Annotated in this window: 19 protein-coding genes; 6 read left to right on the top strand and 13 right to left on the bottom strand. The window is 47.7% G+C overall.

The window, feature by feature from the left end; all coding sequences use genetic code 11:
- Positions 1-135: 135 nt before the first annotated feature.
- Positions 136-1,383, top strand: a complete 1,248-nt coding sequence (locus AOA63_RS17030; protein WP_082344111.1) for an ROK family transcriptional regulator — start codon at positions 136-138, stop codon at positions 1,381-1,383.
- On the opposite strand, the gene AOA63_RS17035 is transcribed toward AOA63_RS17030, so the two are convergent.
- From AOA63_RS17035 to AOA63_RS17070, 8 genes are all read right to left on the bottom strand, one after another.
- Positions 1,380-2,210: a hypothetical protein gene (locus tag AOA63_RS17035; RefSeq protein ID WP_053960977.1), complete on the bottom strand. Its 831-nt coding sequence runs from the start codon at positions 2,208-2,210 to the stop codon at positions 1,380-1,382. The genes AOA63_RS17030 and AOA63_RS17035 overlap by 4 nt on opposite strands.
- 38 nt (positions 2,211-2,248) lie before the next feature.
- Positions 2,249-3,127 carry an ABC transporter permease gene (locus tag AOA63_RS17040; protein WP_053960978.1) on the bottom strand — a complete coding sequence of 293 codons (879 nt, stop codon included), beginning with the start codon at positions 3,125-3,127 and terminating at the stop codon, positions 2,249-2,251.
- A gap of 38 nt (positions 3,128-3,165) precedes the next feature.
- Entirely contained in the window at positions 3,166-4,110 is a 945-nt protein-coding gene (locus tag AOA63_RS17045) for an ABC transporter permease (RefSeq protein ID WP_053960979.1), read from the bottom strand.
- Between the two features lie 10 nt (positions 4,111-4,120).
- The gene (locus tag AOA63_RS17050; protein ID WP_053960980.1) at positions 4,121-5,689 is read right to left on the bottom strand and encodes an ABC transporter substrate-binding protein; all 1,569 of its coding nucleotides are present in this window, start codon (positions 5,687-5,689) and stop codon (positions 4,121-4,123) included.
- A gap of 33 nt (positions 5,690-5,722) precedes the next feature.
- On the bottom strand, positions 5,723-6,436 hold the full coding sequence (locus tag AOA63_RS17055; protein ID WP_242848404.1) for a GntR family transcriptional regulator: 714 nt from the start codon (positions 6,434-6,436) through the stop codon (positions 5,723-5,725).
- Positions 6,437-6,545: 109 nt separating this feature from the next.
- Positions 6,546-7,466: a DMT family transporter gene (locus AOA63_RS17060; protein ID WP_082344112.1), complete on the bottom strand. Its 921-nt coding sequence runs from the start codon at positions 7,464-7,466 to the stop codon at positions 6,546-6,548.
- A 159-nt stretch (positions 7,467-7,625) separates the two neighbouring features.
- Positions 7,626-8,393, bottom strand: a complete 768-nt coding sequence (locus AOA63_RS17065; RefSeq protein WP_053960982.1) for a LamB/YcsF family protein — start codon at positions 8,391-8,393, stop codon at positions 7,626-7,628.
- 5 nt (positions 8,394-8,398) lie between these two features.
- The gene (locus tag AOA63_RS17070) at positions 8,399-9,433 is read right to left on the bottom strand and encodes an acetamidase/formamidase family protein (RefSeq protein WP_053960983.1); all 1,035 of its coding nucleotides are present in this window, start codon (positions 9,431-9,433) and stop codon (positions 8,399-8,401) included.
- Between the two features lie 1,087 nt (positions 9,434-10,520).
- On the opposite strand from AOA63_RS17070, the gene AOA63_RS17085 reads away from it, so the two are divergent.
- The 3 genes from AOA63_RS17085 (at position 10,521) to AOA63_RS17095 (ending at position 13,839) form a co-directional block, all read left to right on the top strand.
- Positions 10,521-10,781, top strand: coding sequence for a hypothetical protein (locus AOA63_RS17085; protein ID WP_053960986.1), 261 nt, complete (start codon positions 10,521-10,523; stop codon positions 10,779-10,781).
- A gap of 156 nt (positions 10,782-10,937) precedes the next feature.
- Positions 10,938-12,350 (top strand): PQQ-binding-like beta-propeller repeat protein, encoded by a 1,413-nt coding sequence (locus tag AOA63_RS17090; RefSeq protein ID WP_053960987.1) that lies wholly within the window; start codon positions 10,938-10,940, stop codon positions 12,348-12,350.
- A 241-nt stretch (positions 12,351-12,591) separates the two neighbouring features.
- Entirely contained in the window at positions 12,592-13,839 is a 1,248-nt protein-coding gene (locus AOA63_RS17095) for an NAD(P)/FAD-dependent oxidoreductase (protein WP_053960988.1), read from the top strand.
- Between the two features lie 37 nt (positions 13,840-13,876).
- On the opposite strand, the gene cydC is transcribed toward AOA63_RS17095, so the two are convergent.
- The 5 genes from cydC to AOA63_RS17120 all read right to left on the bottom strand — a co-directional run bounded on the left by cydC (position 13,877) and on the right by AOA63_RS17120 (position 21,017).
- Positions 13,877-15,652, bottom strand: coding sequence for a thiol reductant ABC exporter subunit CydC (cydC, locus tag AOA63_RS17100; protein WP_053960989.1), 1,776 nt, complete (start codon positions 15,650-15,652; stop codon positions 13,877-13,879).
- Positions 15,618-17,384 (bottom strand): thiol reductant ABC exporter subunit CydD, encoded by a 1,767-nt coding sequence (gene cydD / locus AOA63_RS17105; RefSeq protein WP_053960990.1) that lies wholly within the window; start codon positions 17,382-17,384, stop codon positions 15,618-15,620. The genes cydC and cydD overlap by 35 nt, the downstream gene beginning before the upstream one ends.
- Entirely contained in the window at positions 17,384-18,394 is a 1,011-nt protein-coding gene (gene cydB, locus AOA63_RS17110; RefSeq protein ID WP_053960991.1) for a cytochrome d ubiquinol oxidase subunit II, read from the bottom strand. Before cydB ends, cydD begins: the two co-directional genes overlap by 1 nt.
- A gap of 63 nt (positions 18,395-18,457) precedes the next feature.
- On the bottom strand, positions 18,458-19,870 hold the full coding sequence (locus tag AOA63_RS17115) for a cytochrome ubiquinol oxidase subunit I (RefSeq protein WP_020376473.1): 1,413 nt from the start codon (positions 19,868-19,870) through the stop codon (positions 18,458-18,460).
- A 244-nt stretch (positions 19,871-20,114) separates the two neighbouring features.
- Positions 20,115-21,017, bottom strand: coding sequence for a diacylglycerol/lipid kinase family protein (locus AOA63_RS17120; RefSeq protein WP_053960992.1), 903 nt, complete (start codon positions 21,015-21,017; stop codon positions 20,115-20,117).
- A 474-nt stretch (positions 21,018-21,491) separates the two neighbouring features.
- On the opposite strand from AOA63_RS17120, the gene AOA63_RS17125 reads away from it, so the two are divergent.
- Positions 21,492-22,205, top strand: coding sequence for a HisA/HisF-related TIM barrel protein (locus AOA63_RS17125; protein ID WP_053960993.1), 714 nt, complete (start codon positions 21,492-21,494; stop codon positions 22,203-22,205).
- A 656-nt stretch (positions 22,206-22,861) separates the two neighbouring features.
- Entirely contained in the window at positions 22,862-23,422 is a 561-nt protein-coding gene (folE, locus tag AOA63_RS17130) for a GTP cyclohydrolase I FolE (RefSeq protein ID WP_197648421.1), read from the top strand.
- Positions 23,423-23,462: the final 40 nt, after the last annotated feature.

The following is a 23,462-nucleotide window of genomic DNA, read 5'->3' on the forward strand; positions in this document are numbered from 1 at the left end:
GGAATTTGTCCAAAAAATCCCTAATTTAATCAAAAACTACCGAATTTTTGATGCTTACAAGCGTCTTAATTGATATGTTATATTAACAACACTGTGAATACCGAAATACATTCTTGCATGCGAGGATGATGTCCCGTGCGCATCAATATTGACGCGCAAAGAATGCGCCAATTGAACAAATATACTGTATTGCATTGGATTTATAATCATCCTAACGTTTCTCGCGCTGACATCGCTAAATTAACCGGTTTAAATCGTGCCACAGTATCGTCCTTAGTCGATGAGCTGCTCGCTGAGGATTTCATTCAAGAACTCGGTCAAGGCACCTCATCCGGTGGACGAAAACCGATTATCTTGCAGTTTAACGCGCGAACAGGATTCAGCATTGGCGTTGATGTCCAAATTTCTTCGATTAAGACGCTCTTAACCGATGCCAGGGGTCAAGTTGTTGACAAAAAAATCACGACTTTGCGCCCTCCCTCCGACGGCAGTTTTCGGGAAATCATGCTGCAGATTATCGAAGAACATGTTCGAGAGATTCTGCGCACATGCCCGCCTAGCTCACATGGAATTTTTGGAGTGGGAATTGCTTTACCCGGGATGGTGGATTACAGTACGGGACATGTTTATTATCTTCCGAATGTGAATATCGAAAATTGGAATTTTACACAGGCTTTGGCCAGCCGGATTAATTTGCCTGTTGTCATTGATAACGACGCCAATTGTGGCGCTTGGGCCGAATTTTTGCGTCACCCTACAGACAATCTGGTCTTTATTAACGCCGGTATTGGGGTGGGAGCAGGTCTTATTCTTCATGGGCAGCTGGTACGCGGGCGTCATGGGATTGCCGGAGAATGGGGACACACCACCATTTCGGCCACCGGTCTTTTGTGTGCCTGCGGTAATTATGGATGTTGGGAACTCTATGCTTCGGAGCGTGCGTTAGCTCGCTATTTGCACGAAGAAGGGGTCAGCGAAACTGACCCCTTTATTCCCTCATTTATCGAACGGGTATTGGCCCATACGCCCCACGACATCCGTTATCAACGAGCATTTTCTCAATTAGGCGCATATTTAGGCATTGGTATATCGAATATCCTTAACGCCTTTAATCCCCGTTTTATCAGCATTGGAGGAACCATTGCACAAGCCGCTCAGTGGTTATTGCCCGAAATTGACCGCATGCTGAAAAAGCGAGCCATTGGCGCCAATAAACAAATCGGTGTATTTGCTGCAGATTTAGACATGGTTGCCATTGGGGCAGCCGGGTTAGTGCTGTCTCGAGTCCTTCCTCTCACCCCATTGCCCTCGTTCAACACGCTAAATATCGAACACATGCCCCACGATCTTCCGCGCCTGCTTGCCAATTCTGAGTCGAGTTAACGCACCCCAGAAAATCCAATAACCTCGAGTCCTTTGTCACGCATCAATTGTACAAAGGGTTGAATGCCGGTCAAATCGCCGGGCAAATGACCTATCACGACAACATTCCCTAAGTTCTCTTTACGCAAACGCCATTTGGCGTCATTGGCCAAATGAATATAGACAACCGTCCCAATGCCGTTACGAAAATAGGTTTGAGCAATTTCATACCCTCCATTGGTTCCGGCACCGTGGACAATGGCAATCCGCCCAGCTGGATTATCAGGTTCTCCCACAGCCACCTGGATTTGGGTAGGGGCGGAAGCAATTTCCGGGATTTCTGTCAGGGCCGCCACGACGTCCTTCACCGTCGCTTGCGCTCCTAATTCAGAAACCGCTTGAACCATACGCTGCCGTCCATATTCGTCCAAAGCATTATGAATATTCATGAACGGCATCTTCAGTAACCGGGCTACGGAAACCACGTGGTCATAATTTGCACTGTGAAACCGGTCTGTCCAACGATCGGTTAACGTGCGAATAGCCTCTTCCGCCTCGTTCTTGGGGACGCCATGAGCTACCATCAGATCAATATGCCGGGAAAAAATTTGAGGAAACCCTACCAGACGATCAGCAGGGTGATGGGCAATCACTAAATCCACTCCGAGTTCCCGACCCACTAACAAGTCGGCAGATGAAACATCGATACCAAATAATACACGGTGAATGTTGTCCCCAGGAATGTAGGTCGCACTATCTGGGGGCACTTCATCTAAACCGGCTAATTCCAAAGACCATTGCATAATCTCCTCGGTCGACGCTGTCGTCCCATTCTCGGTATTATCCATAGCTATCATCCTTTTCACACGCGCCTTGTGACGCAAGATTATTTCGGATCAAATACATCCCGTAGGCCATCACCCAACGTACTAAATCCCAATACCGCAAGAAATATGGCGAGTCCCGGAAAGAACGAAATCCAAGGGGCCATGTTAAGATACTGGGACCCATCTTCCAGCATGGATCCCCAATTCGGGGAAGGTGGCGGCGGACCTAATCCTAAAAACGACAGACTGGCCACACTCAAAATCGCTGTGCCAATATTTAATGTGGCGACCACAATAATCGGCGTGGCGGAATTTAATAAAATGTGGCGGAGCATAATTCGCCAGGGACTAGCCCCTAGACACCGGGCGGCTTCCACAAACTCCCGTGAACGGATACTTAAGACTTGGCCACGGGTAATCCGGGCAAATTGCGGGATGGTAACCACACCAATGGCCATCACCGCGTGAATGAGGGACGGTCCTAGAATCCAGGCAATCGCCAACGCCAGGACAAGAGGGGGAAACGCCAACGCTGCATCGACCAAGCGCATGATGATTTCATCAAACAGCCCCCCATAAAAACCAGAAATCAATCCAATAGGCACTCCGATTCCCACGCCGACAAATACAATTAAGACACCAGCACCTAATGATCCCCTGGCTCCATAAATAATTCGGGACAATAAATCCCGTCCGAGTTCGTCCGTACCCAGAAGGTGCGTGGCAGAAGGCGGTTTAAAGGCCTGAGAAAAATGGGTAGCCAAAGGAGGATACGGTGCCAGAACAGGCGCGAACAGAGCCACGAGTGCCAAAAACAGGACGATGACCGCTCCCACAATACTGAGTTTGTTGCGTAAAAAACGCCGAAGAGCGCGGTGATGGGACCTGGGTTCTACAGACTCCCACGATATGTCTAGTTGAGGATCTAGTGCCGCCATTTTTCTCCTCCTTTCTTTTCTCGTTAACGAAAACCGGTTTATTGGTAACGAATGCGGGGGTCAAGCCACGCATAAACCAGGTCAACCATTAAATTGGCCAAGAGAACCACCACCGCCATAAAGAGGACGGATCCGTCCAAAACCGGATAATCACGGTCAAAAATGGCATTCACAACGAGCTGCCCCATTCCGGGAAGTGAAAAAATCGATTCCGTAATCACGACACCACCGAGTAAACCACCGATTTGCAAGCCAATGACCGTCACAACCGGTACCAAAGCGTTACGAAGACCATGGCGAATGACTACGGTCCATTCGTTAATGCCTTTCGCACGTGCTACTTGGATATACAAAAGGCGCATCACTTCCAAGAGTTCACCACGCAAAACCCGTGAAGTAACAGCAGCCAAAGGCAGTGCCAGCACAATCACCGGAAGGATGAGATGAATGAGATTCCCCCCCACACTCGTTGTGAGGGGGACCCACCCTAAAGAGGGAAGCCATTTCAGACTCACAGCAAAGAAGTACACCAAGAGCAGTGCCAACCAGAAATTCGGGACAGCAGCCCCGACAAGAGCCAAAAGACGTGAGACGCTGTCAATCCACGTATTGGGCCGGTAAGCCGCCAAAATTCCCGTCGGCAAGGCTATGATGAGGGACGCAAGAATGGCTAGGATGGTCAATTCTAACGTCACGGGCAATCGCGTTAAGATCAGCGACAAAACGGGTTGTCCATCCAGTAATGAAACACCCAGATTTCCCTGCAAAACATGGCTCACATAGGTCACAAATTGCTGCCACAAAGGCTGGGTCAGACCCATCTTCACATCTAATAGGTGTACGGCCTGCGGACTGGCTTGTTCTCCTAATATCGTGTAGGCAGGATTCCCAGGACTCAGATGGATGAGACTAAAGGTCACCACCACGACCACGAAGGCTACGGGAATCAGGCTGACAATCCGTCTGATGATAAAAGGAATCATAGTCTCCGCCCTACTTTATCCACACATCACTAAACCGCATTAACCCATCGGGATAAACCGTAAAGCCATGCACCGAGGGGGACCACGCCTGAATCACGGGGGTGTACTCCAAAAAGATGTAGGGTGCTTGATGCAAGACAATTGCAGCCGCCTGATCATAGTATTGTTTGCGCACGCTTTGAGACGAAGCTTCCCGCGCCTTTAACAACAGGCTATCGACCTCAGGATTCGAGTAGCGTGGGTCATTAAAACTGCCACCTGTGGTATCAAATGCATAACTATTTTGATCAGGATCAGGTCTTCCACTCCATCCCAATAAATCCGCTTGAAAATTGCCATTAATCGCGTCGGTCAACAAGGTCGTGAAATCGACCGGCTCGATATGCATGGTGATGCCGACTTTGGCTAACTCGCTTTGGATTGCTTGCATCTCTTGGATGGTGACCGGATTATTGTCCCCGAGCAAGGTGAAAGAAAACCCATGAGGATTACCGGCTTTCACCAATTGTTCCTTAGCCAAAGTATCCGAAAAAGGTACACGAATGTTGGGATCATAGGCCCACGATGCCGGAGAAAACTGCGTATACGCCGGAATTGCATGACCAAAGTAGAGCAACTGGTTAAGCGCTTCACGGTTAATGGCGTAGTTAATGGCTTCCCGGTTATGCACATTGTTAAAGGGCGCCGCTTGGGTATTAAGTTCCATATCGGCATAGCCGAGTCCTGGCTTTTCTGCAAATTTGAGCGATGAGTTCGATGAGAGGCTACTGACATCTTGGAAGGGCACGCTATCAATAACATTCACCTGACCCGTTACTAAGGCATTATATTCCTGAACCGGATTGGTAATCGGCGTATAAACAATTTTGTTGAGGTAGGGTTTCCCTTTTTGCCAGTACAAAGGATTTTTTTCCAGAATCATGTGGTCATTTTTAATCCACTGGACAAACTTAAATGGCCCCGTCCCCACCGGATGTAGACCATAAGCACTTCCCCACTTCTTCATGGCGGTCGGCGAGGAAATCATCCCCGTTCGTCCCGTCAAGATAGACAAAAACGCGGAATATGGCGCTTTAAGATTGACTACTACTTCATAGGGATTAGGCGCCGACAAACTTTGTACTAAAGCTAAATTGCTTCGTCTGGGGCTAGCATTGGCGGGATTCATTTCCCAGTCCCAATTGTAAATCACAGCTTGAGCATTAAATGGCGTACCATCTTGAAACTTGACACCATGACGTAAGAATAGAGTATAGGTTTTGCCACCATTGGTAATCGTCCAATGTGTAACGAGATTGGGTTCGACTGTCATTGTGGGTGATAATTTGAGTAAGGGATCAAAAATATTGATAAATGCTTGTCGATCAATTAATGCCGATGACATCGCAGGATTTAACGTCACAAAATCTGAATCAATTCCCACATTAAGTGTTCCTCCGCTAACAGGAGCTTGGGCCACTTGTGAGCTGGATGACGATGTGGACGTTGGCGAACTTTGCGCAGACGACGAACCACATCCTGCTAAACCTAAGGTTAATGTGGATATGGCGGCTAAAGCCCATATTGTTTTGGATGCCATAAACAAAATCCCCCCTCATAATGACAATTGATGCTATGGACTTTCACCCGTTAACCGGCTAATAAGAGTTTGACGCGTCCTCGCCACGTGGCCTCTGGCCTGTTTTTCCGCTTCATCGGCTTGGCCATTGCGAATCGCGTTGAATATAGCGCGGTGTTCGGCGAGTGAAGTATTCACCCGTGTCTTAGGTATCCAATTCAAAGACACCATGCGTGTCCGAAACGCAGATAAATCTTGTAAACCATGAATCACATAGCTGTTTCCTGACATTTTGGCGATGGTGTCGTGAAACACACCATGAACCGCGTCAAATTCCTTAGGACTGAGCTGGCCCGATTCCATCTTGAGCAAAGCGTCCTCGAGCTTAAGCATGTCATCGGGATTATAATGATTTTCGGCCGCGAGCCGGGCGGCTAACCCTTCCAAAACTTCACGGACTTGGTAAGCTTCGCGTATGGACTCCACCGAAAGCCGTGAAACAATCAATCCCCGGTGTCCATCGACACTAACCAGTCCTTCTGACATAAGCTGTTTTAAAGCTTCCCGCACAGGTGTCCGGGATACTTGTAACGATTCCGCCAGAGACCGCTCAACAAGGCGGTGGCCTGGCGGCAAATCTCCATCAACAATCGCTTGCCGGAGTTGTTGATATACCTCCTCCGCAACACTTTGTGGCACGATGGGTTTCAACAATGATGTTGACAACGGTGCTGACGGCGATGTAGGTGATTCGAAGTTTTCCTTCACAACCATGCCTCCCATCCTGACGTGGATATATTTCGACAGATCTTCATAAAATTCCTGCAAAACAAATTAAATTTTCTAAATTGGAATACCGTGCACCAAGTTTCGTTTTTCAAACCTTGTTTTCAAATCTTGAATGATGTTTTTTGGTTGTCTTTCGCTCCTGGCTTATCACAAGCCATACCCCCATCACAATAAGCAACGCCCCGAGCCAAAACCCCGAATTAGGCCGCTCACGGAGAAACCACCATCCCAAGACTGTACCGGTTAACGGCTGAAAAAAGAAATAGACGGCGCCACTGCCCGCCTCCACCATCGCTAGTCCTTGATTCCATAAAAAAAATGCCACGGCTGTCGAAATTACTCCCAGGTACACAATTCCCCACCACAACCCGGGACTTAGAAACCGCATAAGAACGGCGTGTTCAACAAACCACGGCAAAGCGAACGGTGTTAAGAGAATCGTCGCGACACTAAGGGCATAGGTCGTAATCACTACCAAAGAATAATGCGCAGGGACCTTTTTGATCAGAACGGACAACAGCGCCCATGTCAGCGCTGCGACGACTAAAATAATGCCCCCTAAACGTAAATGCGCTGTGGACGGTCCCAATCCGACAATCATGACGACGCCTAATGACGCGAGCACAACCGCGGTCATTTTTGCCCACGTCAGCGGTTCTTTCAATATTCCATAAGCAAAGATCACCATAAACGCCGGGGTAGCCGCGGTAATAATGGCTCCCCATTGCGCAGTCGAAAGAGCAGTTCCAAGAAATTGCGCCCAAATGGAAATGGTGTAACCAACCAAACCCAAAATGCCAACCAAAAACCAATCGCGACGTTCAAGGCGCCACGACACCCGCCATATTTTTCCCACTACGATAAGCGCGGCAATCCCCAAAACATAACGAAGCCATACTAACGGAACCGGAGGGATTCTGGTCAAGACGACTTTACTGACCACATACATGCCGCCCCAAATCGATGCCGCCATTGCCAAAAAGAGGTTACCCCAAAGTTTGCGTGACACGCTCAATGCCTCACTTCTTCATCTCCGTGATCAAACCCTGAGAGAATAATATTTCCAGCATTTTAGACCGCATCTGGTTTTGGTGAAGAGATAATAGACGCATTCAACGACTGAGCATTCATTCTTGCGCACGTAAAACCAGGCGAATTTGTATCACAATTAACGATCTAAGGAGCTTAAAGGCGCAATGTGGACATTTTGACTTCTTAGAAAACTTGATAGACGCATGGCGATTTCATCGGCCCCCGGAGTATCCCCGTGGACACAAACGGTATCAATCTTCCGGGGCAGATGTTCACCAGAAATCGCCACAATTTCCTGGTGAGTAATCATATGCATGACGCGCTCGAGTACCTGATGAACATCATGAATGACCGCGCCCGGCATGCTTCTCGGCACGAGTTGTCCATCGGCCTGATAGGCCCGGTCCGCGTACACTTCATAAGCCACGGTCAATCCCTTGGCTTGTGCCGCTTCCATTAACAACCCCCCATAGCTAATCACAATCAATTCGGGATTAAAGGCAGCAATTGCGTCAACAATGGCTTCAGCATAGACAGGATTGGTCATAGCCATATTGTTGAGTTGTCCATGGGGTTTCACATGTTGCAAAGGCCATTTTGCCTCAGCGGCAAAGGCTGATAACGCTCCGATTTGATACAAGACGTCACTCCGAATCTCTTCGTAAGACAGGAGCATATTACGCCGTCCGAAACCTACCAAATCCGGAAAGCTAGGATGAGCGCCCACGCGAACTTGGTGCTCTTTAGCCAACTGAACCGTTTTCCTCATGACACGGGGATCACCAGCATGAAAGCCACAGGCAACATTGGCCGAAGAAATATAGGGCATAATGCGCGCATCATTTCCCATTGTATAAGCGCCAAAACTTTCGCCCATGTCGCAATTGATGTCAATGGTTAGCATCCCTTTCACTCCTTTGAGTCATGGTTAAACAGTTTTTTGGGTATCACCGCATGAATCCCTTTAATCGAATTCACGACTTGCGTAATCTGAAAATCTCCGCCTGCGCTTAACAACGCATATCCCTGGGCTTCGTCTAAACCACGAGATTTTAAAAACCGTAATGATCGCTCCAAGGTGTCCGTCATGGCCTTATCCAGAGTTTCTCCAAATCCATGTACCATCCAAGCCTCCGCAGTTTCCAATACCGGTCCCGGAACCGCCCAATGGCGGTGAAGCGTAAGCTGAACCCGAACCGTCAAATGTCCTTCTATGGCCGTGCCAGATACTTCGCCATCCCCTTCTGCTAGATGGGTATCGCCCATAAATATCAGGGCCTCGGGTACTTGAACGGGATAATACATCGCTGTGCCCGGCATAAAATGGCGGTTATCAACATTGCCGCCGAACACTCCTGGAGGAATTGTAGACACCTTTCCTGGTATCTTGGGTGCTACGCCGCAAATCCCTAAATGGGGTCTTAATGGAATGCGGTAAGGCGTACACGGTAAACGCGTGACATCATCTGGAAAAATCAAATCGCCCTTGCGGCTATTTCGTTCGGAAGGCCAGGGATATTGAAACACAGGCATAGCCGCCTCACCGTCAATTTTGTAAATTGTGACATATTCTGAGGTTTTCAGAGGAGTTTCGCCCTGGTTATATAGCCATCCCCATTTAGCTGCCAAATTGGACCCATATGCCAAAGGATATTCAACACCTAAGAGACGACATTCGAGCGTATCACCAGGCATCGCTCCTTTGAGAGCGATGGGACCCGTAACAATATGGCCACCAGGGCCTCGCTCCTCGTATTCCAGGGCTTCATATACAGCTAATGCGCTATCATTCATCATCAGATCCGGTGCATCTCCTGCGCGGTGACTCAAACATTCCACGCGCACCACGCTTCCCGACTCCACGCGCAAAACCGGGTCGAGTTGATTATCAAAATATCCCCAATGACATGTATCCGGCCTAGCGCGCAACTCGTAGTCCAACAATTGACCGCTCCTTTGCCAAAAGCCTGATGGATGACTATGAGCATGTTCTCATTCAGCCATTCTTTTTTAGTATACAAATTTTGTTCCGCAGACAGCGAAAATCCATCCTCACTCCCCGCAATTTATTCAGCCAACACGCGTTCCATAACCTTTCTATAACACGCTAAGCTTTACATGATCTCCATTGGTCCTGAAAAACTCCTGTAAAAAATTTTCCCTAGGAATCACATCATAAGAATGTTGACGCTGGATGCAGCTAAAGAAAGCGTCATCACCAAAAAATCCTGAAGATATTGTTGACACTGCTGCTCATCATTCATTTCTTGAATTCTCTGCTCGATGAGGGGCCATTCAGACTGAAACCGCCCAAAAAATAATAGGGATTGGAGATCATATACGGCACCGCGATAGATCTTTGCACGGGCTTTATAAACACACGGTCCGAATCCAAAGTCGTACCGAAGGCATTCCAGCGTTCGATGATAAGCTCCTTTGTAACAAACTCCGAGCATCTTTTGGCATCGCCATAATGGATAGCTCAATGACCGCGGACTGGCAGGTCGGGCCTGACGGCGCATTTTGGTAAAGTTATGAAGAAGGTCCCTTCAACCTGGCCCTAAGGACCAGGTCGGAAATAATTTTGCATTATCCTTGCAGTCATCTGGTCTTGATCAGCCGCCCACCATTCCCTATTCGCCAAAACTCCATCCAGATCCCATATGGGAATGATGATCCAACTGTTCATATTGATATTTTTGCTGGCAAAGGGCCCGCCGAAGCAAAGAAGCCAAAAACGTGCTCATAAGAGGTCCGTTGGGATGCGGAAAACCTAAAAACAAACAAAATTGCGGCATATAATTTATCGCCAACATGTAAAGCGGCCTTTCCGGGCGGGAGGTGCTAATACATTGTCTAAACGGCATCGTCATGACAATATGACCGTCGCACCTCTTTCCATTCGTTAGACCGCTTTGTCATGGACAACGGCTCAGCGACCTAAGTCATGCTTACTGCTATGGTATAATAAAATAAAAGGGTATTTACTCATTGATGACGGTCCTGTTTTCCAAGAAAGAAGGGTAGTTTCATGCGAAAAACTTTGGCATTAGTCGGCACTGTGGTTAATGTCTTCGCTCCCGGTATCGGATCCTTAATAATGGGTAAATTCGCGAGTGGCGCCATTCAATTAAGCCTGTTGTTGATAGTTTGGCTATTAAAATTGGTTAGTTTCGGACTTCTTGGAGGACTGTTATGGCCTGTCACGGCGATAGTATGGTTGTGGGCCGTGGGCGGCGGCGTGCTCACCTATTTCTCCCTGCCAGATCATCATAAAGCCCTTAGACCCTAATTATCTTATTACCACTCTGACTATCAATGTTCCGGGATATTCCCTAAAAAATTTTATAAAAATTTAAGAACGATCGCATCCAAATCCTCCCATTCTCTCGTAACCCTTTTATGATGGATGATTATTAATTTTTCTGATTATTAGGGGGGATTTAGGATGGTGAATCGCTCTATGCGGATTGTCGCCGCGTCTGTCTTATCATTAGCGTTAGCAGGATGTGGAACCGTGGGTTCCTCTTTAGGTGCCCCTCATCATCCTGCCCCACTTGCGACCGGTCCCAGCCAATGGACCTCGTTTGACTATAATCAACAGCATAATGCGGTATTTGACACGTCAAATAAATTGCTCAACAAAGGGGTTTCATGGCAATTCCGCGAATTTGAAGGATTACCGAGCCTCTCATCACCTCCCGTCGATGAAAGCCTGTTAGGCCCCACCGGCGCGGCCATTGCGACCAATCACCAATTTGGTGATCCGGTAGGTGCATCCTTTGTCGATGGCGTCGTCTACGCCGATACCAACACCCACTATGTATATGCGCTCAATGCATTAAATGGACACGTCTTATGGGACAACACCACGGTAAACGCTAATATGTCCAATCCCTTGATTGCTGATGGCGAAGTCCTTATTGGCATCGGAGATGCAGGTTTTCAATATGGACAGTTGCCAGTGTATAAAGCGGGGAACCCTGTGATTCGCGGCTACAGTTTCTCAGGAGTTGAAGCTTTTAGTCAAAAAACTGGCAAGCCCTTATGGACTTTCCCAACATTAGGCGAAGTCATGCCGACCCCCGTAATTTATCATAATGCCATTTATTTTGCGACCGGAGGTGGGCATGTCTATGCTCTTAATGTGAAAACAGGCCAGGAATTGTGGAAGACTACGATCCATTCGTTCAATAACATGGATTCGCTCAACTGGTGGACAAATCCCCAAACTGGTCAAACTGAGATTTTGACAGGGGGTACCGATCCCGGATATCTTTATGCGATCTCCGCTAGCACTGGGAAAATTTTATGGCAGTTTGCTCCCAACAATCTCAGTGCCAATGGGCTTGGTGAAGCAACCCCAGCAGTTTCTCCTCATTTAGGTCTGGTGTTCGATGAAGGTGTTGTTAACCGCACGGCAACCCATGAAGAACAAAGCATTTTTGCCCTAAATGCGGCCACTGGACAATTAGTCTGGCAAGACATTTTAGGTCCGGGCAAACCCACCCCACCGTTCAAGGGCAGTGCTGCACTCATGGAACACGCTGGGATTGTCTATAATCTCTCACCTGTCACCCATGATGAAGTCGCCATCAACGCCACAACCGGTCAGATCCTTTGGCAAACGCCTTTGCCTAAAGTTTCGCATGGAGCCGGGACGTATGTTGATGGTTATCTGATTGTGCCAAACGGGCCTTATTTGAGTGTCCTCAACGCCCTCACCGGGAAATTGCTCCGCAGTGTGAAAATCGGCGGCAGCTTCGGCGTTGTCGATCCAGTTGTTGTCGGCGGTACCGTCTTTGTCACCAACGGTTGGGGCTATGTGATTGCGGTACCTTTATCGCGCTTAATTCCCTAACTTTCGGCCCACCAAGTGAATTTTCCTGCCGCAGGCTATCGTCCTGCGGTTTCTTGTTGTTGTCTTGCAGGAATTTTATCAATTTATGACGAATAACCCGCAAGGTTGTTATCGGTTGCGTGTTGTTGACGGAAGAGAATAGGAAAAGAAATAATGGTATCATGAACTATGGCCAAATCGAAATAGATCCAGCGAGCTATGCGCAACCTTCTCGCTGTTTCTCGAGTGAGGAGTTAGTCTTATGGAACGAATGCCGCGAACACGAATGGTGATTCTTGGAGGAGGGTTTGCTGGTCTTCGCATACTGTATCGTTTGCATAATGCTCTATATCATCATGCAGATATCACCTTGGTCGACTCCCGGGATTACACATTACAAAAACCTGGCATGCCCGATGTCGCCTTAGTAGGGACGCCAGTTGATGTGTTTCGCCACAAATTGCAACCGATTGCGGACCGGGCTGGGGCTCGCTTTATTCAAGCCACCGCGCAATATATTGATCCTGTAAAACAAACGGTAGCACTATCCAATGGCCAACAACTGCCATATGACTATCTCTTCATCACCACCGGCATTGTCAAAGATTATGACGCAATCGAAGGGTATCGCCATTTTGGATATTCGGTCTGTGACGATATTGAGGCGCCGAGACTGCATGCTGCCCTACAAAAGTTTAAAGGAGGACCCATCGTTTTGGGTGCCGCCAAAACGGAATGGGGCCACAGTGTTCATGTTCCGCATTTAGACATCGCCTGCGAAGGGCCCATGGGAGAAGTCACATTTATGTTGGACCATGACCTCAGGCGCGTAAACAAACGTCAAAAAAGCACGATTACCCTCTTTACTCCGGGTCACGAATTTCTTGAAGACGTGGGAACGACCGTCCACCATATTTTACGTGAACGCCTTAATACCCGGGGAGTCACTGTCTATCCCCGCAAAAACATTCAAGCTATTACTGAACATTCTGTTCAATTTTCGGATGGAACCGAACTACCTAGTGCGTTGACCATTGTGATTCCTCCCTATGTAGGTCCAACCCTCATTAAATATTCAGGGTTAGGCGATGATAAGGGATTTGTGCCGACCGACTATGCCATGCGCCATTTATCCTATCCCAATATTTTTGCCGCGGGCGATGTCAATGCTTTAACTTTGCCGAAACTGGGACATTTAGCGATTATTCAAGCAGATATTGCGGCAGCTACCGTCATCCGGGAACTCACCAATACCGGAGAGGTCCCCCTCTACAAACCGGAAGTCTTTTGTATTATGTACGAAGGCGGCAGTGAGGCGACGCTCATTTTATCCAATACCATGTATGGGGGAAAAACGGATATCGCCCTGCATGGAGTCAGCGCTCATCTAATGAAATGGTCATTTGACAGTTATTATTTCTACTCACACGGGCACTTGCCTCCCGATTTAGTGCAAGCCGGCTTAGAATCAGTCCTCGGCCATGTCAATATCAAAGGCCGCAATTCGTAAGACTCCCGTGCACCTGAGAGTTTAGACCTGTTCCATTCTAAATCGAGGCCACATGATCGGGCGTCTTGACGGCGCTCCATTCGACACTTTGCTCTTCAGCACTTAGCATGCGCGTAAATAGGCCATTTTTCTGTACCAACTCTTTGGCCGGACCCGCTTCAACAACGAGTCCATGAGAGAGAACAATCACACTGTCAAAGGCATCGAGATTCGATAAGCGGTGTGTAATCCATATCATCGTTTTTTGTGCAGCCCATTTGCGCAATGCTTGAATGATTTCCCGCTCGGTTAACGCATCGAGCCCTTCTGTGGCCTCATCCATGACCACAATCGGGGTATTTTGAAGAATCATGCGCGCAATAGCAATGCGCTTACGTTCTCCTCCCGATAATTGAGCGCCCTGGTCCCCAATCACCGTTTCTAGGCCTTTGGGCAGTATACCAACGAGTTCAGATAATTGTGCCATCTGCACAGCGGCCATCAATTGTGCTTCGGTGGCGTCAGGATTGGCCAGGAGAAGATTTTGCCTTAACGTGGTGTTAAACAAATGAGGTTCTTGTTCCACCACAGAAACTAAATGAGCGAGATCCTGGGGATACACATCGTCCAGGTCTACTCCATTGATTAGCACATGCCCCTGTTGATAAGGCCATAATCCAGACACAATTCCCGCCACGGTAGTTTTTCCCGCGCCGCTAGGCCCAACGATAGCCACATGAGTTCCCGCAGCAATAGCAAAGTGCATTCCGCGTAAAATCTCTGGACCGGTTTGCCCATAAGAAAAATGCACATCGTCAAACGCCACAGTTGGAGGATTCCCTCGATGAAGAATATCCTCAGCCCTTAGCGTCCCGGATTGAACCGGGACTCTTTTATCCACCAATTCATTAATGCGGGACGCGGCTTCAACCACTTGTCCGCGAAACTGAAAAGCCGCAGGAAGCGCGTTAACGGCTTCAAAGCTGGCTAAACTTAATAATACGACTACAGGTAAGAGAACCGGGGCCAAATGGTGCGTACTCACCAGGGCAATACCGATCACCAATATGACCCACATAGCCGCATTGTTCAATCCCTGCATCAGAGCCGCACCAATTCCGCTAATCCAATGCAAAAACATGCGTCGCTTCGTCCATTGGTGGATAGAGGTCTGCAATGTGTTAAGGTGATGAGCTTCCTGCCCCAATGCCAAAATATCCGTATTGCCGTTAATAATCTCCACCAGTTCCGTACTTAATGCCGCTCTGGCTCTGACCATGGCCCCACTGGTCCGGTTTGCTGTCCACTGTGTCACAAAGGGCACCACGAAGCCACTAATCAGCAAAAAGAGCGCAAGAGCACTGGCTAGACGGTATCCAAAGACATCCATAAAAGCCACCGCCATCACAAATGTCAAGATGGCAATAATGGGAGGAGAAAAAAGACCAAGATAGAGATTTTGGAGTACATCAATGTCCCCAACAACCCGGCTCAGCAAATCTCCGGAATGATACGACCCCAGTTTGCCTGGAATCAAAGGTTCTAGGTGCCGGTACACAAACACCCGTAGTTCTTTAAGAAGCTGAAAAGTGACGTCATGAGAAATATAACGTTCAAGATATCGAAACACACCACGCGAAGTACCAAAAAACCGGACTCCCACAATCGGCACCCATAGCAGCAAAATGGTATAAGGATGTTGAGCAGCCTTAGCGATTAAATACGCCGAGGTGGACATGAGTCCCATATTGGCGCCCACTGTGAAGGTCCCCATCAAAAGCGCTAAAACCACCCACCATTTATAAGGTTTTAGCATGCTTAGATAGCGCTGCATATAATCCCTCCTGACCAGATGCCCGGTATGCTCGTGTCAACTCATGGTACAGCCCGTGGGACGTTTCGAGTTCTCGCAATGTGCCTTGTTGTACCAATCGTCCCTGATTCATCACCCAAATCTTGTCAAGTCGTCTCGCCGTGGATAACCGGTGTGCCACAACCAAAGCCGTGCGATTTTCTAACAGTTTATCTAAGTACTGCCACAATACCGACTCGGTTTCAGGATCCAAATTGGCCGTCGGTTCATCCATTAGCACAATGGGCGCATCCTTTAAGAAAGCTCGTGCCATGGCTAAGCGCTGTTTTTGACCGCCGCTAAGTCCCCGTCCTTTTTCATCAAGATGCGTATCCATGCCATGGGGCAACATTTTCACAAATTCCATGGACCCGGACATTTCTAACGCGCGTTCCAAGTCGTCTGTTGAGGCCTGAGGATTGGCCATCAACAAATTGTCGCGTAAGGTACCTGAAAAAATATAAGGGTTCTGTGTTAAAAAGCTCACCTGCTGACGCCACCACAATAAGTCAACATTTTGCAAGGAAACTGTCCCCAAGCGAATAGCACCTTGAGACGGTTGAGCAAAACCCATGACCAGCGACAACAACGTACTTTTCCCCGCTCCACTAGGTCCAACAATCGCAATCCGTTCATGCGGGTGAACCACCGCACGAATATCTTCGATAGCTGATTGCTCCCGGTCTTCGTAGCGAAAAGATACCTGATCAAACACTAAAGGACGTTCGACATCCTCGAGCCGCACGGTTCCATGTGACTGCGCTAAAGGCGGAGCGTCCAAAATTTGAAAGATGCGCTTAGCCGCTTCCATACCATTTAACCCGTCATGGAAGCGGGTTCCCAACATGCGCCACGGTAAATAAAATTCGGGAACCAATACCAGCAAGAAAAATGAGGTTTGAAATGAAATTAGCCCAGGAATCAACCTCAGTCCAATACCCACAGCGACCATGGCCATACTTAAAGACGCGAGCATTTCGAGTACCAGAGCAGACAAAAACGCAATACGCAGACTAGCCATCGTCGCCCGCCGAAATTCATCACTAGCACGCTCAATTCCTTGGGCTTGATGCCCACTTTGGCCAAGTAACTTTAATGTGGTTAACCCTTGCAAAACATCCAAGAAATGGGCGCTTAGGCGGCTCAACATTTCCCATTGCTTTTGAGTCTTTGATTCGGCCTGACGGCCGATCAGAATCATAAAAAATGGAATTAATGGGATGGTAACGAGCAAAATCACCCCTGTAATCCAATCTTTAATAAAGGCTTCAATTAAAATAATTGTGGGTACTAAAGCAGTAATTGCCACTTGAGGAATATAACGGGCTAAATAGGGTTCGAGATCCTCTACCCCTTTAATCACAGTATTGACGAGTTCCCCCGTTTGCTCCCGATTGACATATAAAGGCCCGGCATCTAAGATGCGCTGGCTTAATTGCAATCGTAACCGTGCCTGAATTTTTGTTGCTAAGCTGAGCGCTCCTGTCTCTCCAAAAAGAGTCAGGAGCGCTCTTGCGATAATGATGAACAGTAAACTCCATATCGTATGCTCAACGTGGACAAATCCCTGGTGATCAAGATATACGCGGTTGACAATATCAGCAAGGTCATACGCTTGAAAGATAATCAAGATCCCGCTTAGCACGCCTTGAAGCACGACGAGACCCAGTAGCATGCGAACGGATTTGACCTCTTTCAATAACCGCGGATTCATTAATACCCCAGCTCCTCGTCATTTACGGGCTTGCGGAATGTCCAATACAACCAGCTTTGATAACCCAAAATGATGGGCAAAATGATTAAAGCTGTTACAGACATAATATCAAGAGTATAACTCGTCGACGATGCGTTATAAATCGTCAAACTCCATGCCGGATTAAGACTCGAGACCATAACCCGGGGAAACAAAATCCGGAAAATGCTAAAGGTTGTGGAGGCAATGGAGACACTAAACAAGACCAGCGTCCACCCGTTTTTGGTTAAGTACGATGCGAATCGCGCCAGAACCAGTGCCAACACGGCCACTACTTGCAGAAGAATCGCAAGAGTATCCACATGTCCAGCAGAGCTCGGCAACCGGTCCATCCATACAAACCAAATCACGAGTGCAATAAGTGCCGGCCACACCGTCCTTTGAGCCACCATTTTGCCATGCTTGCGAGAACGGCTATCCCCTTTAATAGCCAGGTAGGCTCCTCCTTGGGTTAAGAACAACAAGATAAAGGTTAATGCCGCCCATAAGCTAAATCCATTAAACAAGGTACCGAAATTGCCCACATAAACCATGTGCCCGTTAATCGGAACCCCACGGACTAAATTGGCAAAGGCCATTCCCCATAAAATCGTCGTGAGCAAGGAACCAGAAAAAATGAGCCAGTCCCAGGTTGCCCGCCATTTCGGACTTTTGTCCTGACTGCGATATTCCAGTCCCACGCCCCGCACAATGAGGGCTAATAGAATGAGAATTAAGGCCAAATAAAATCCGCTGAACATCGTTGCGTACCAATAAGGGAAGGCTGCAAATAACGCACCACCCGCGGCGACAAGCCAGACCTCATTAGCGGACCAAATAGGTCCTATGGCGTTTAAGGATGCTCGCCGTTCGAGATCCGTATGATTTAAGAATGGATGTAGCATTCCAACGCCGTAATCAAATCCTTCCAGAATGAAATATCCGGTAAAAAGTATACCCACCAACACAAACCATAATTCACGTAACCACATGATCTCACCTTCTTTGTTGGCATGTTTTTTTGCTCAAGGAATCTTTAAGGATAAGGGTGGGGTTTACCGTGCAACCCCACCGGTTCCAACAAATAGATCACTCGATTCGGTGGGTTTGTGCTGCAATTCCGGATCGGGATCAAGACCCTCTGCAATCGCTTTCTTCCACAAGTGAACAGCCGCATAAGCCATAGCACTGTAAAAGACTAAAAATCCGAGTAGAGACAACTCTATATCCAGCGCTGGCACTGAAGCCGTCGGAGAAACACCTTGCTCCGTTAACTGCAAACCATAGACAACCCATGGTTGACGTCCCACTTCAGTCATGATCCATCCTGCTGAATTCGCCAAATATGGCAAGGCAATCGCCCACGTAAGAACTTTAAGAAACCATGTTTTTTGCGTAAAGCGATTTTTCTTCAACAAGTACAGCGCATAATAGGCTAGCGCGAGCATGGCGGTTCCCGCAAAAATCATGGTACGGAATGAATAGAACGTCACCGCGACCGGCGGGATATAATCTCCGGGACCGTATTGATGCACCATCTGGGCTTGCACTTGGTTGATACCTTCCACGGCACCGGAGAGCCGCTTATATGCTAAGATCGTCAACATTTCAGGAATTTGAATCTGAAATGGATCGGTGTGCTTCTTGGCATCAATGATGGCAACGACACTCCACGGAGCGTGCTGTGAACTCGTATTCCACAATGCTTCGGCAGCAGCCAGTTTCATTGGCTGAGCTTTCACCAGGTGTGCTGCTTGGGCATCACCAATCACGATGACCAAAACACTGGTAATCGCCGCAACAATTGTGGAAATCTTAAACGAGCGCGAAAAAGCTTCTACATTTTTCTTCCGCCATATCTGGTAGGCACTAATTGATAGCATAAAGAAGGAACCTGTTAATATCGCGGCGATTTCCGTGTGCGGAAATTCCACCCATAATTGCGGATTGGTCAAAATATCGCCAAAGCTCGTCATGACGGCACGACCATCCCGAATCACATATCCCACAGGTTCTTGCATCCACGAGTTCGCGGTTAAAATCCAAAATGCTGACAAACTCGTCCCCAATGCGACTAACCAAATCGTGACGGCATGAGCTCGTGCGGATAAACGATCCCACCCAAAAGCCCAAGCTCCAATAAACGTTGATTCCAAGAAAAAGGCTGCTAGCGCTTCAACGGCTAAGGGGGCACCAAAGACATCGCCAACGAACTTTGAATACGTCGCCCAGTCTAAACCAAACTGGAATTCCTGCAATAATCCGGTAACAACTCCGACTGCGAAGTTAATGAGAAACAGATGTCCCCAAAATTTCGCCAAATCCCGATATACCTTATCTTTCGTCCGAACATATATCGTTTCTATAATGGCGATTAAAAAGGCCAATCCAATGGTGACCGGCACAAAGAAAAAGTGAAAGACTGTTGTTACTCCGAACTGCAATTCGGCCCAACCTAATTGTGTCATGCTTTCCCCTCCCCTGCACCAATGTTGGGCATTTCCTTAACATTCGTGCTGATAGGATTTAATTATCGCGAAATCGCTATTACAGGTATAACATAGATGTGCTTGAGGATTCAGAACCTATCGGTGCTAGGATGCATTCGATTTTTGCAGGGGAGGAATATACCACAGTTAGTCGTTGTGAGCTAATTCACAAAGCCCAATCCAGAAGGAGGAATATTCATCTCGGATTAGATCGATGGAACTATTATGACACGTTTGGGCTCAAATTGACAACATGCGAATTAAAACGGGCAATCACTGATAGAGCTCTGGGTTGCACCGAAAACCGGCAAGGAGTTTTTTTCCATACTTCTCCATCAATATCAATCGCCATGATCGGTTCAGTCGTGACTAAAATGTCTTTTACAGCGCAATAATGCGCCGAGCGGTCACTAATTTGGCGCCCCACAAGAAGACGGCTTGCGACTTTAAATAAGGACCACCAATCTTGCCCTCCTAAACTAAATACATGCAATCGACCGTCCTGATAAGAAGCATGATCGAGCATGAATACAGGGCCTGCCAAATTGCGGCCTTTGGCTACAATCAATTGGCGAGTCCGAAAGACATCGACACGGTTCCAATATTCCATGCGCACCTGAAAAACCGGTGTTTGCATAATGGCTTTGCGCACGCCTTTGGGCCATGCCAACCACCCTAATCTGCGTTTCGATTCGGCTGTTAATAATTGAGTGAGACGTTCGCTAACTCCTAACGTGGCTGTATTTAAAAAGTAACGTTGATCTGACCCGCTTTGTGCTAGACCCAGATCAATCGGCACCACTGGTCCATTAGCTAAAACCGGGATAAGTTGCGAGAGGGAATTGGGTAAGTTCAATCCCGAAAAGAAGGTATTGCCGGTTCCTAAAGGCAATACACCCATCACCACCGGCCGATGGGCCAAAATGTTTGCCGCTGCCGATTGAGTCCCATCACCCCCTCCAATCAAAAAACGGGTAATTCCGGCCCGGTAATAGGATTCGATAGCTTCTCGAAACGCCTTTTCATCTTCTGGTAAGATGGCTTCCACCAAATTTAACGCATTAGCAAGCGCCTTCTTGACTTCGGTAAATCGCTCACGTCCGGTCCGGGAATGTGGGTTGACCACAAGAGCCGTTGGCTCTTCCCGAAATGTCTGTCTAATGACGTCGACGGATCACACCACCTATCATCCTTGGCTTGTTGAATACTATATTAACCGGAAATGTTAATATTGGCGCAAATCACATGCCCATTTTGCTGGTTAACGGCCATTAGGCTGTCCGTCTTCCTTCCTCCTTACTCAAACGACTCAAAACCCGTTTCCGACGATTTTCTACCTGACAGACATTGGCGTATGTTCATCGCCTTCGCCCATAAAATTGTGCCAATTTATGACTCCATATTATGACTCGGTAATAATTATCATATAATAGTAACGAAGAGGTGTGGATGCCGAAGACGAAACCTTACACGACTTTATGTTTTTTGTTAATTTTTTGTGTATAGTCGATACAAAACTAACAAATATTATTTGCATATTGCGTAGTTCTGACATATATTAGATGTAACAGGAAAACTACTAATTCCGGAGGTGCGGAAAGTGTCAACTTCATCCCCATTCAATATCGTTCCGGTCATGCACATTTCTTCAGGCCGTGTTATCCGGTGGCAAGGCGACCACTTTATCCGCTGCCACGGAATCGAAGCCAATCCTTTATCTCTTGCCTTAAATTGGCTTCAACAAGGCGCCCACCAACTCCATGTCATCGACTTAGACGCCGCACAAAATCGTGCATCTGTTGTCCCAGCACTTCTGTTGGCACTGATGAATAAAAGCGCTCAGGTCTCAGTGGGCGGCGGCATTCACAAAGTCTGCACCGCCAAAGAACGTCTATCTTACGGAGCCTCACATATTGTGGTAGGGTCACTGTTGGCTGATCCTTTATTACTTCACAAAGTTGTTCGGGCTGTCGGGGCACACCGGATCTGGGGCAGTATCCCAGTAGAAAATGGAATCGGTCTTGATCAACATATTATCCATGCCAAAGAGGCAGGACTGCACAATTTGGTTCTGGTTGCGCAAAGTCCATCTACAATGGCTGAGCCAGCCAATTTACGCCTCATTGAAAAACTTACCCAAGACGGTTTTAGTATTTGGACCTCCGGCCAAATACACCACAGTCACGAGCTGGTGACGATGTATCAGGCGGGTGCTAAAGGCGCGCTTATTAGTCGTGCCCTTCATGATGGCACTTTAACCATGGATAGGATTGCCGAAGATATCCAGCGTGCCGGCGCCCATATGAGCGCTTAATAGACCGCTGTGATTTCTTAATCCCAAGGGGAATTTCCAAGCCCACCCGCCATCATGAGTACAAATCCATGTGTTTGTCGCTCACTCGTCTCAAGCAAAATCAGAGTCCCCCTCTATCCTCCTTACCGACGGATTAGTATCTCTCTTGTCACATTAAACAGGCAGGAATAAATCGCTATGTGCTGGACAAAGATGAGGACTCGAGAGCTCCGAGCTCCTTTCTGCATTCCTAGTCTCATTCTCTTATCGCCGCATAGCGTAAAATCCAAAAGTCACGCGGCTAATCGTGTGTTCAGCTCCGTCTTAAAATACAATAGGTTCTTTCCTGGACTAATCATCACCGGGTATTGCAGGACTGGGTATCGAATAAAGCCACTTACCGGGTTTTCTCGTGCGCATCATCACAAATGACTGAGATTGACGATGATCCCAATACCTATTTTGCGGTACCATAGAGGTTGATGATTGAGAAAGTACCTCAGTTGATTTGGGCACTAATATTCTACCGGCCGTATGATTCCCGGGATGAATAGTCCAGAAGAGAGAAGGAATTGTTTATGTCGCAATCTTTGCGTTCGAAAAAAGCTACGTCAAAATCAGGAGATGGTGTAATCGCTGTGACTCCGCCAGAGATTGTTAAAGAATCCGATGCGCCCCTGGTGGATCATGAAAAAATCGAACAAGCTGTTCGTATGATACTCGAAGCCATTGGGGAAGATCCAGACCGGGAAGGACTACAAGACACCCCTGCTCGCGTCGCCAGGATGTATGAAGAAATTTTTTCAGGACTTCACCGTGATCCTTCCGAAGTCTTATCAGCCCGTTTTCATGTGGATCACAATGAAGTGGTATTAGTCAAAGATATTCCGTTTTATTCGGCTTGCGAACACCATCTTTTGCCCTTTTTTGGCCAGGCACACGTGGCATATCTCCCCCGCCACGGCGTGGTAACCGGTTTATCAAAACTGGCTAGATTGGTTGATTTAGTCGCCAAGCGACCGCAAATTCAAGAACGGATGACCAATATTATTGCGGATACCCTAGAAAACGATCTTGATGCGGCCGGAGTTATGGTGATCATTGAGGCTGAACATTTATGTATGACCATGCGGGGCATCAAGAAACCGGGAAGCAAAACAGTGACCATTGCATCGCGCGGAGCATATGAAGATCCCGACCGCCAACAAGAAATCTTGCGGATGTTAAAACTGGGATAAGTACTTGGACCAGCCCACAGCCAAGAAAGAATTGAAGCAT

It is taken from the genome of Sulfobacillus thermosulfidooxidans (genome assembly GCF_001280565.1).
Classification (GTDB): Bacteria; Bacillota; Sulfobacillia; order Sulfobacillales; family Sulfobacillaceae; genus Sulfobacillus; species Sulfobacillus thermosulfidooxidans_A.

Bases quoted from the DNA above. Each gene is read 5' to 3' on its own strand.
- AOA63_RS17035 (WP_053960977.1), bottom strand. From the start codon at position 2,210: ATGGATAATACCGAGAATGGGACGACAGCGTCGACCGAGGAGATTATG.
- AOA63_RS17040 (WP_053960978.1), bottom strand. From the start codon at position 3,127: ATGGCGGCACTAGATCCTCAACTAGACATATCGTGGGAGTCTGTAGAA.
- AOA63_RS17045 (WP_053960979.1), bottom strand. From the start codon at position 4,110: ATGATTCCTTTTATCATCAGACGGATTGTCAGCCTGATTCCCGTAGCC.
- AOA63_RS17050 (WP_053960980.1), bottom strand. From the start codon at position 5,689: ATGGCATCCAAAACAATATGGGCTTTAGCCGCCATATCCACATTAACC.
- AOA63_RS17065 (WP_053960982.1), bottom strand. From the start codon at position 8,393: ATGCTAACCATTGACATCAATTGCGACATGGGCGAAAGTTTTGGCGCT.
- AOA63_RS17085 (WP_053960986.1), top strand. From the start codon at position 10,521: ATGCGAAAAACTTTGGCATTAGTCGGCACTGTGGTTAATGTCTTCGCT.
- AOA63_RS17090 (WP_053960987.1), top strand. From the start codon at position 10,938: ATGGTGAATCGCTCTATGCGGATTGTCGCCGCGTCTGTCTTATCATTA.
- AOA63_RS17095 (WP_053960988.1), top strand. From the start codon at position 12,592: ATGGAACGAATGCCGCGAACACGAATGGTGATTCTTGGAGGAGGGTTT.
- cydC (WP_053960989.1), bottom strand. From the start codon at position 15,652: ATGCAGCGCTATCTAAGCATGCTAAAACCTTATAAATGGTGGGTGGTT.
- cydD (WP_053960990.1), bottom strand. From the start codon at position 17,384: ATGAATCCGCGGTTATTGAAAGAGGTCAAATCCGTTCGCATGCTACTG.
- cydB (WP_053960991.1), bottom strand. From the start codon at position 18,394: ATGTGGTTACGTGAATTATGGTTTGTGTTGGTGGGTATACTTTTTACC.
- AOA63_RS17115 (WP_020376473.1), bottom strand. From the start codon at position 19,870: ATGACACAATTAGGTTGGGCCGAATTGCAGTTCGGAGTAACAACAGTC.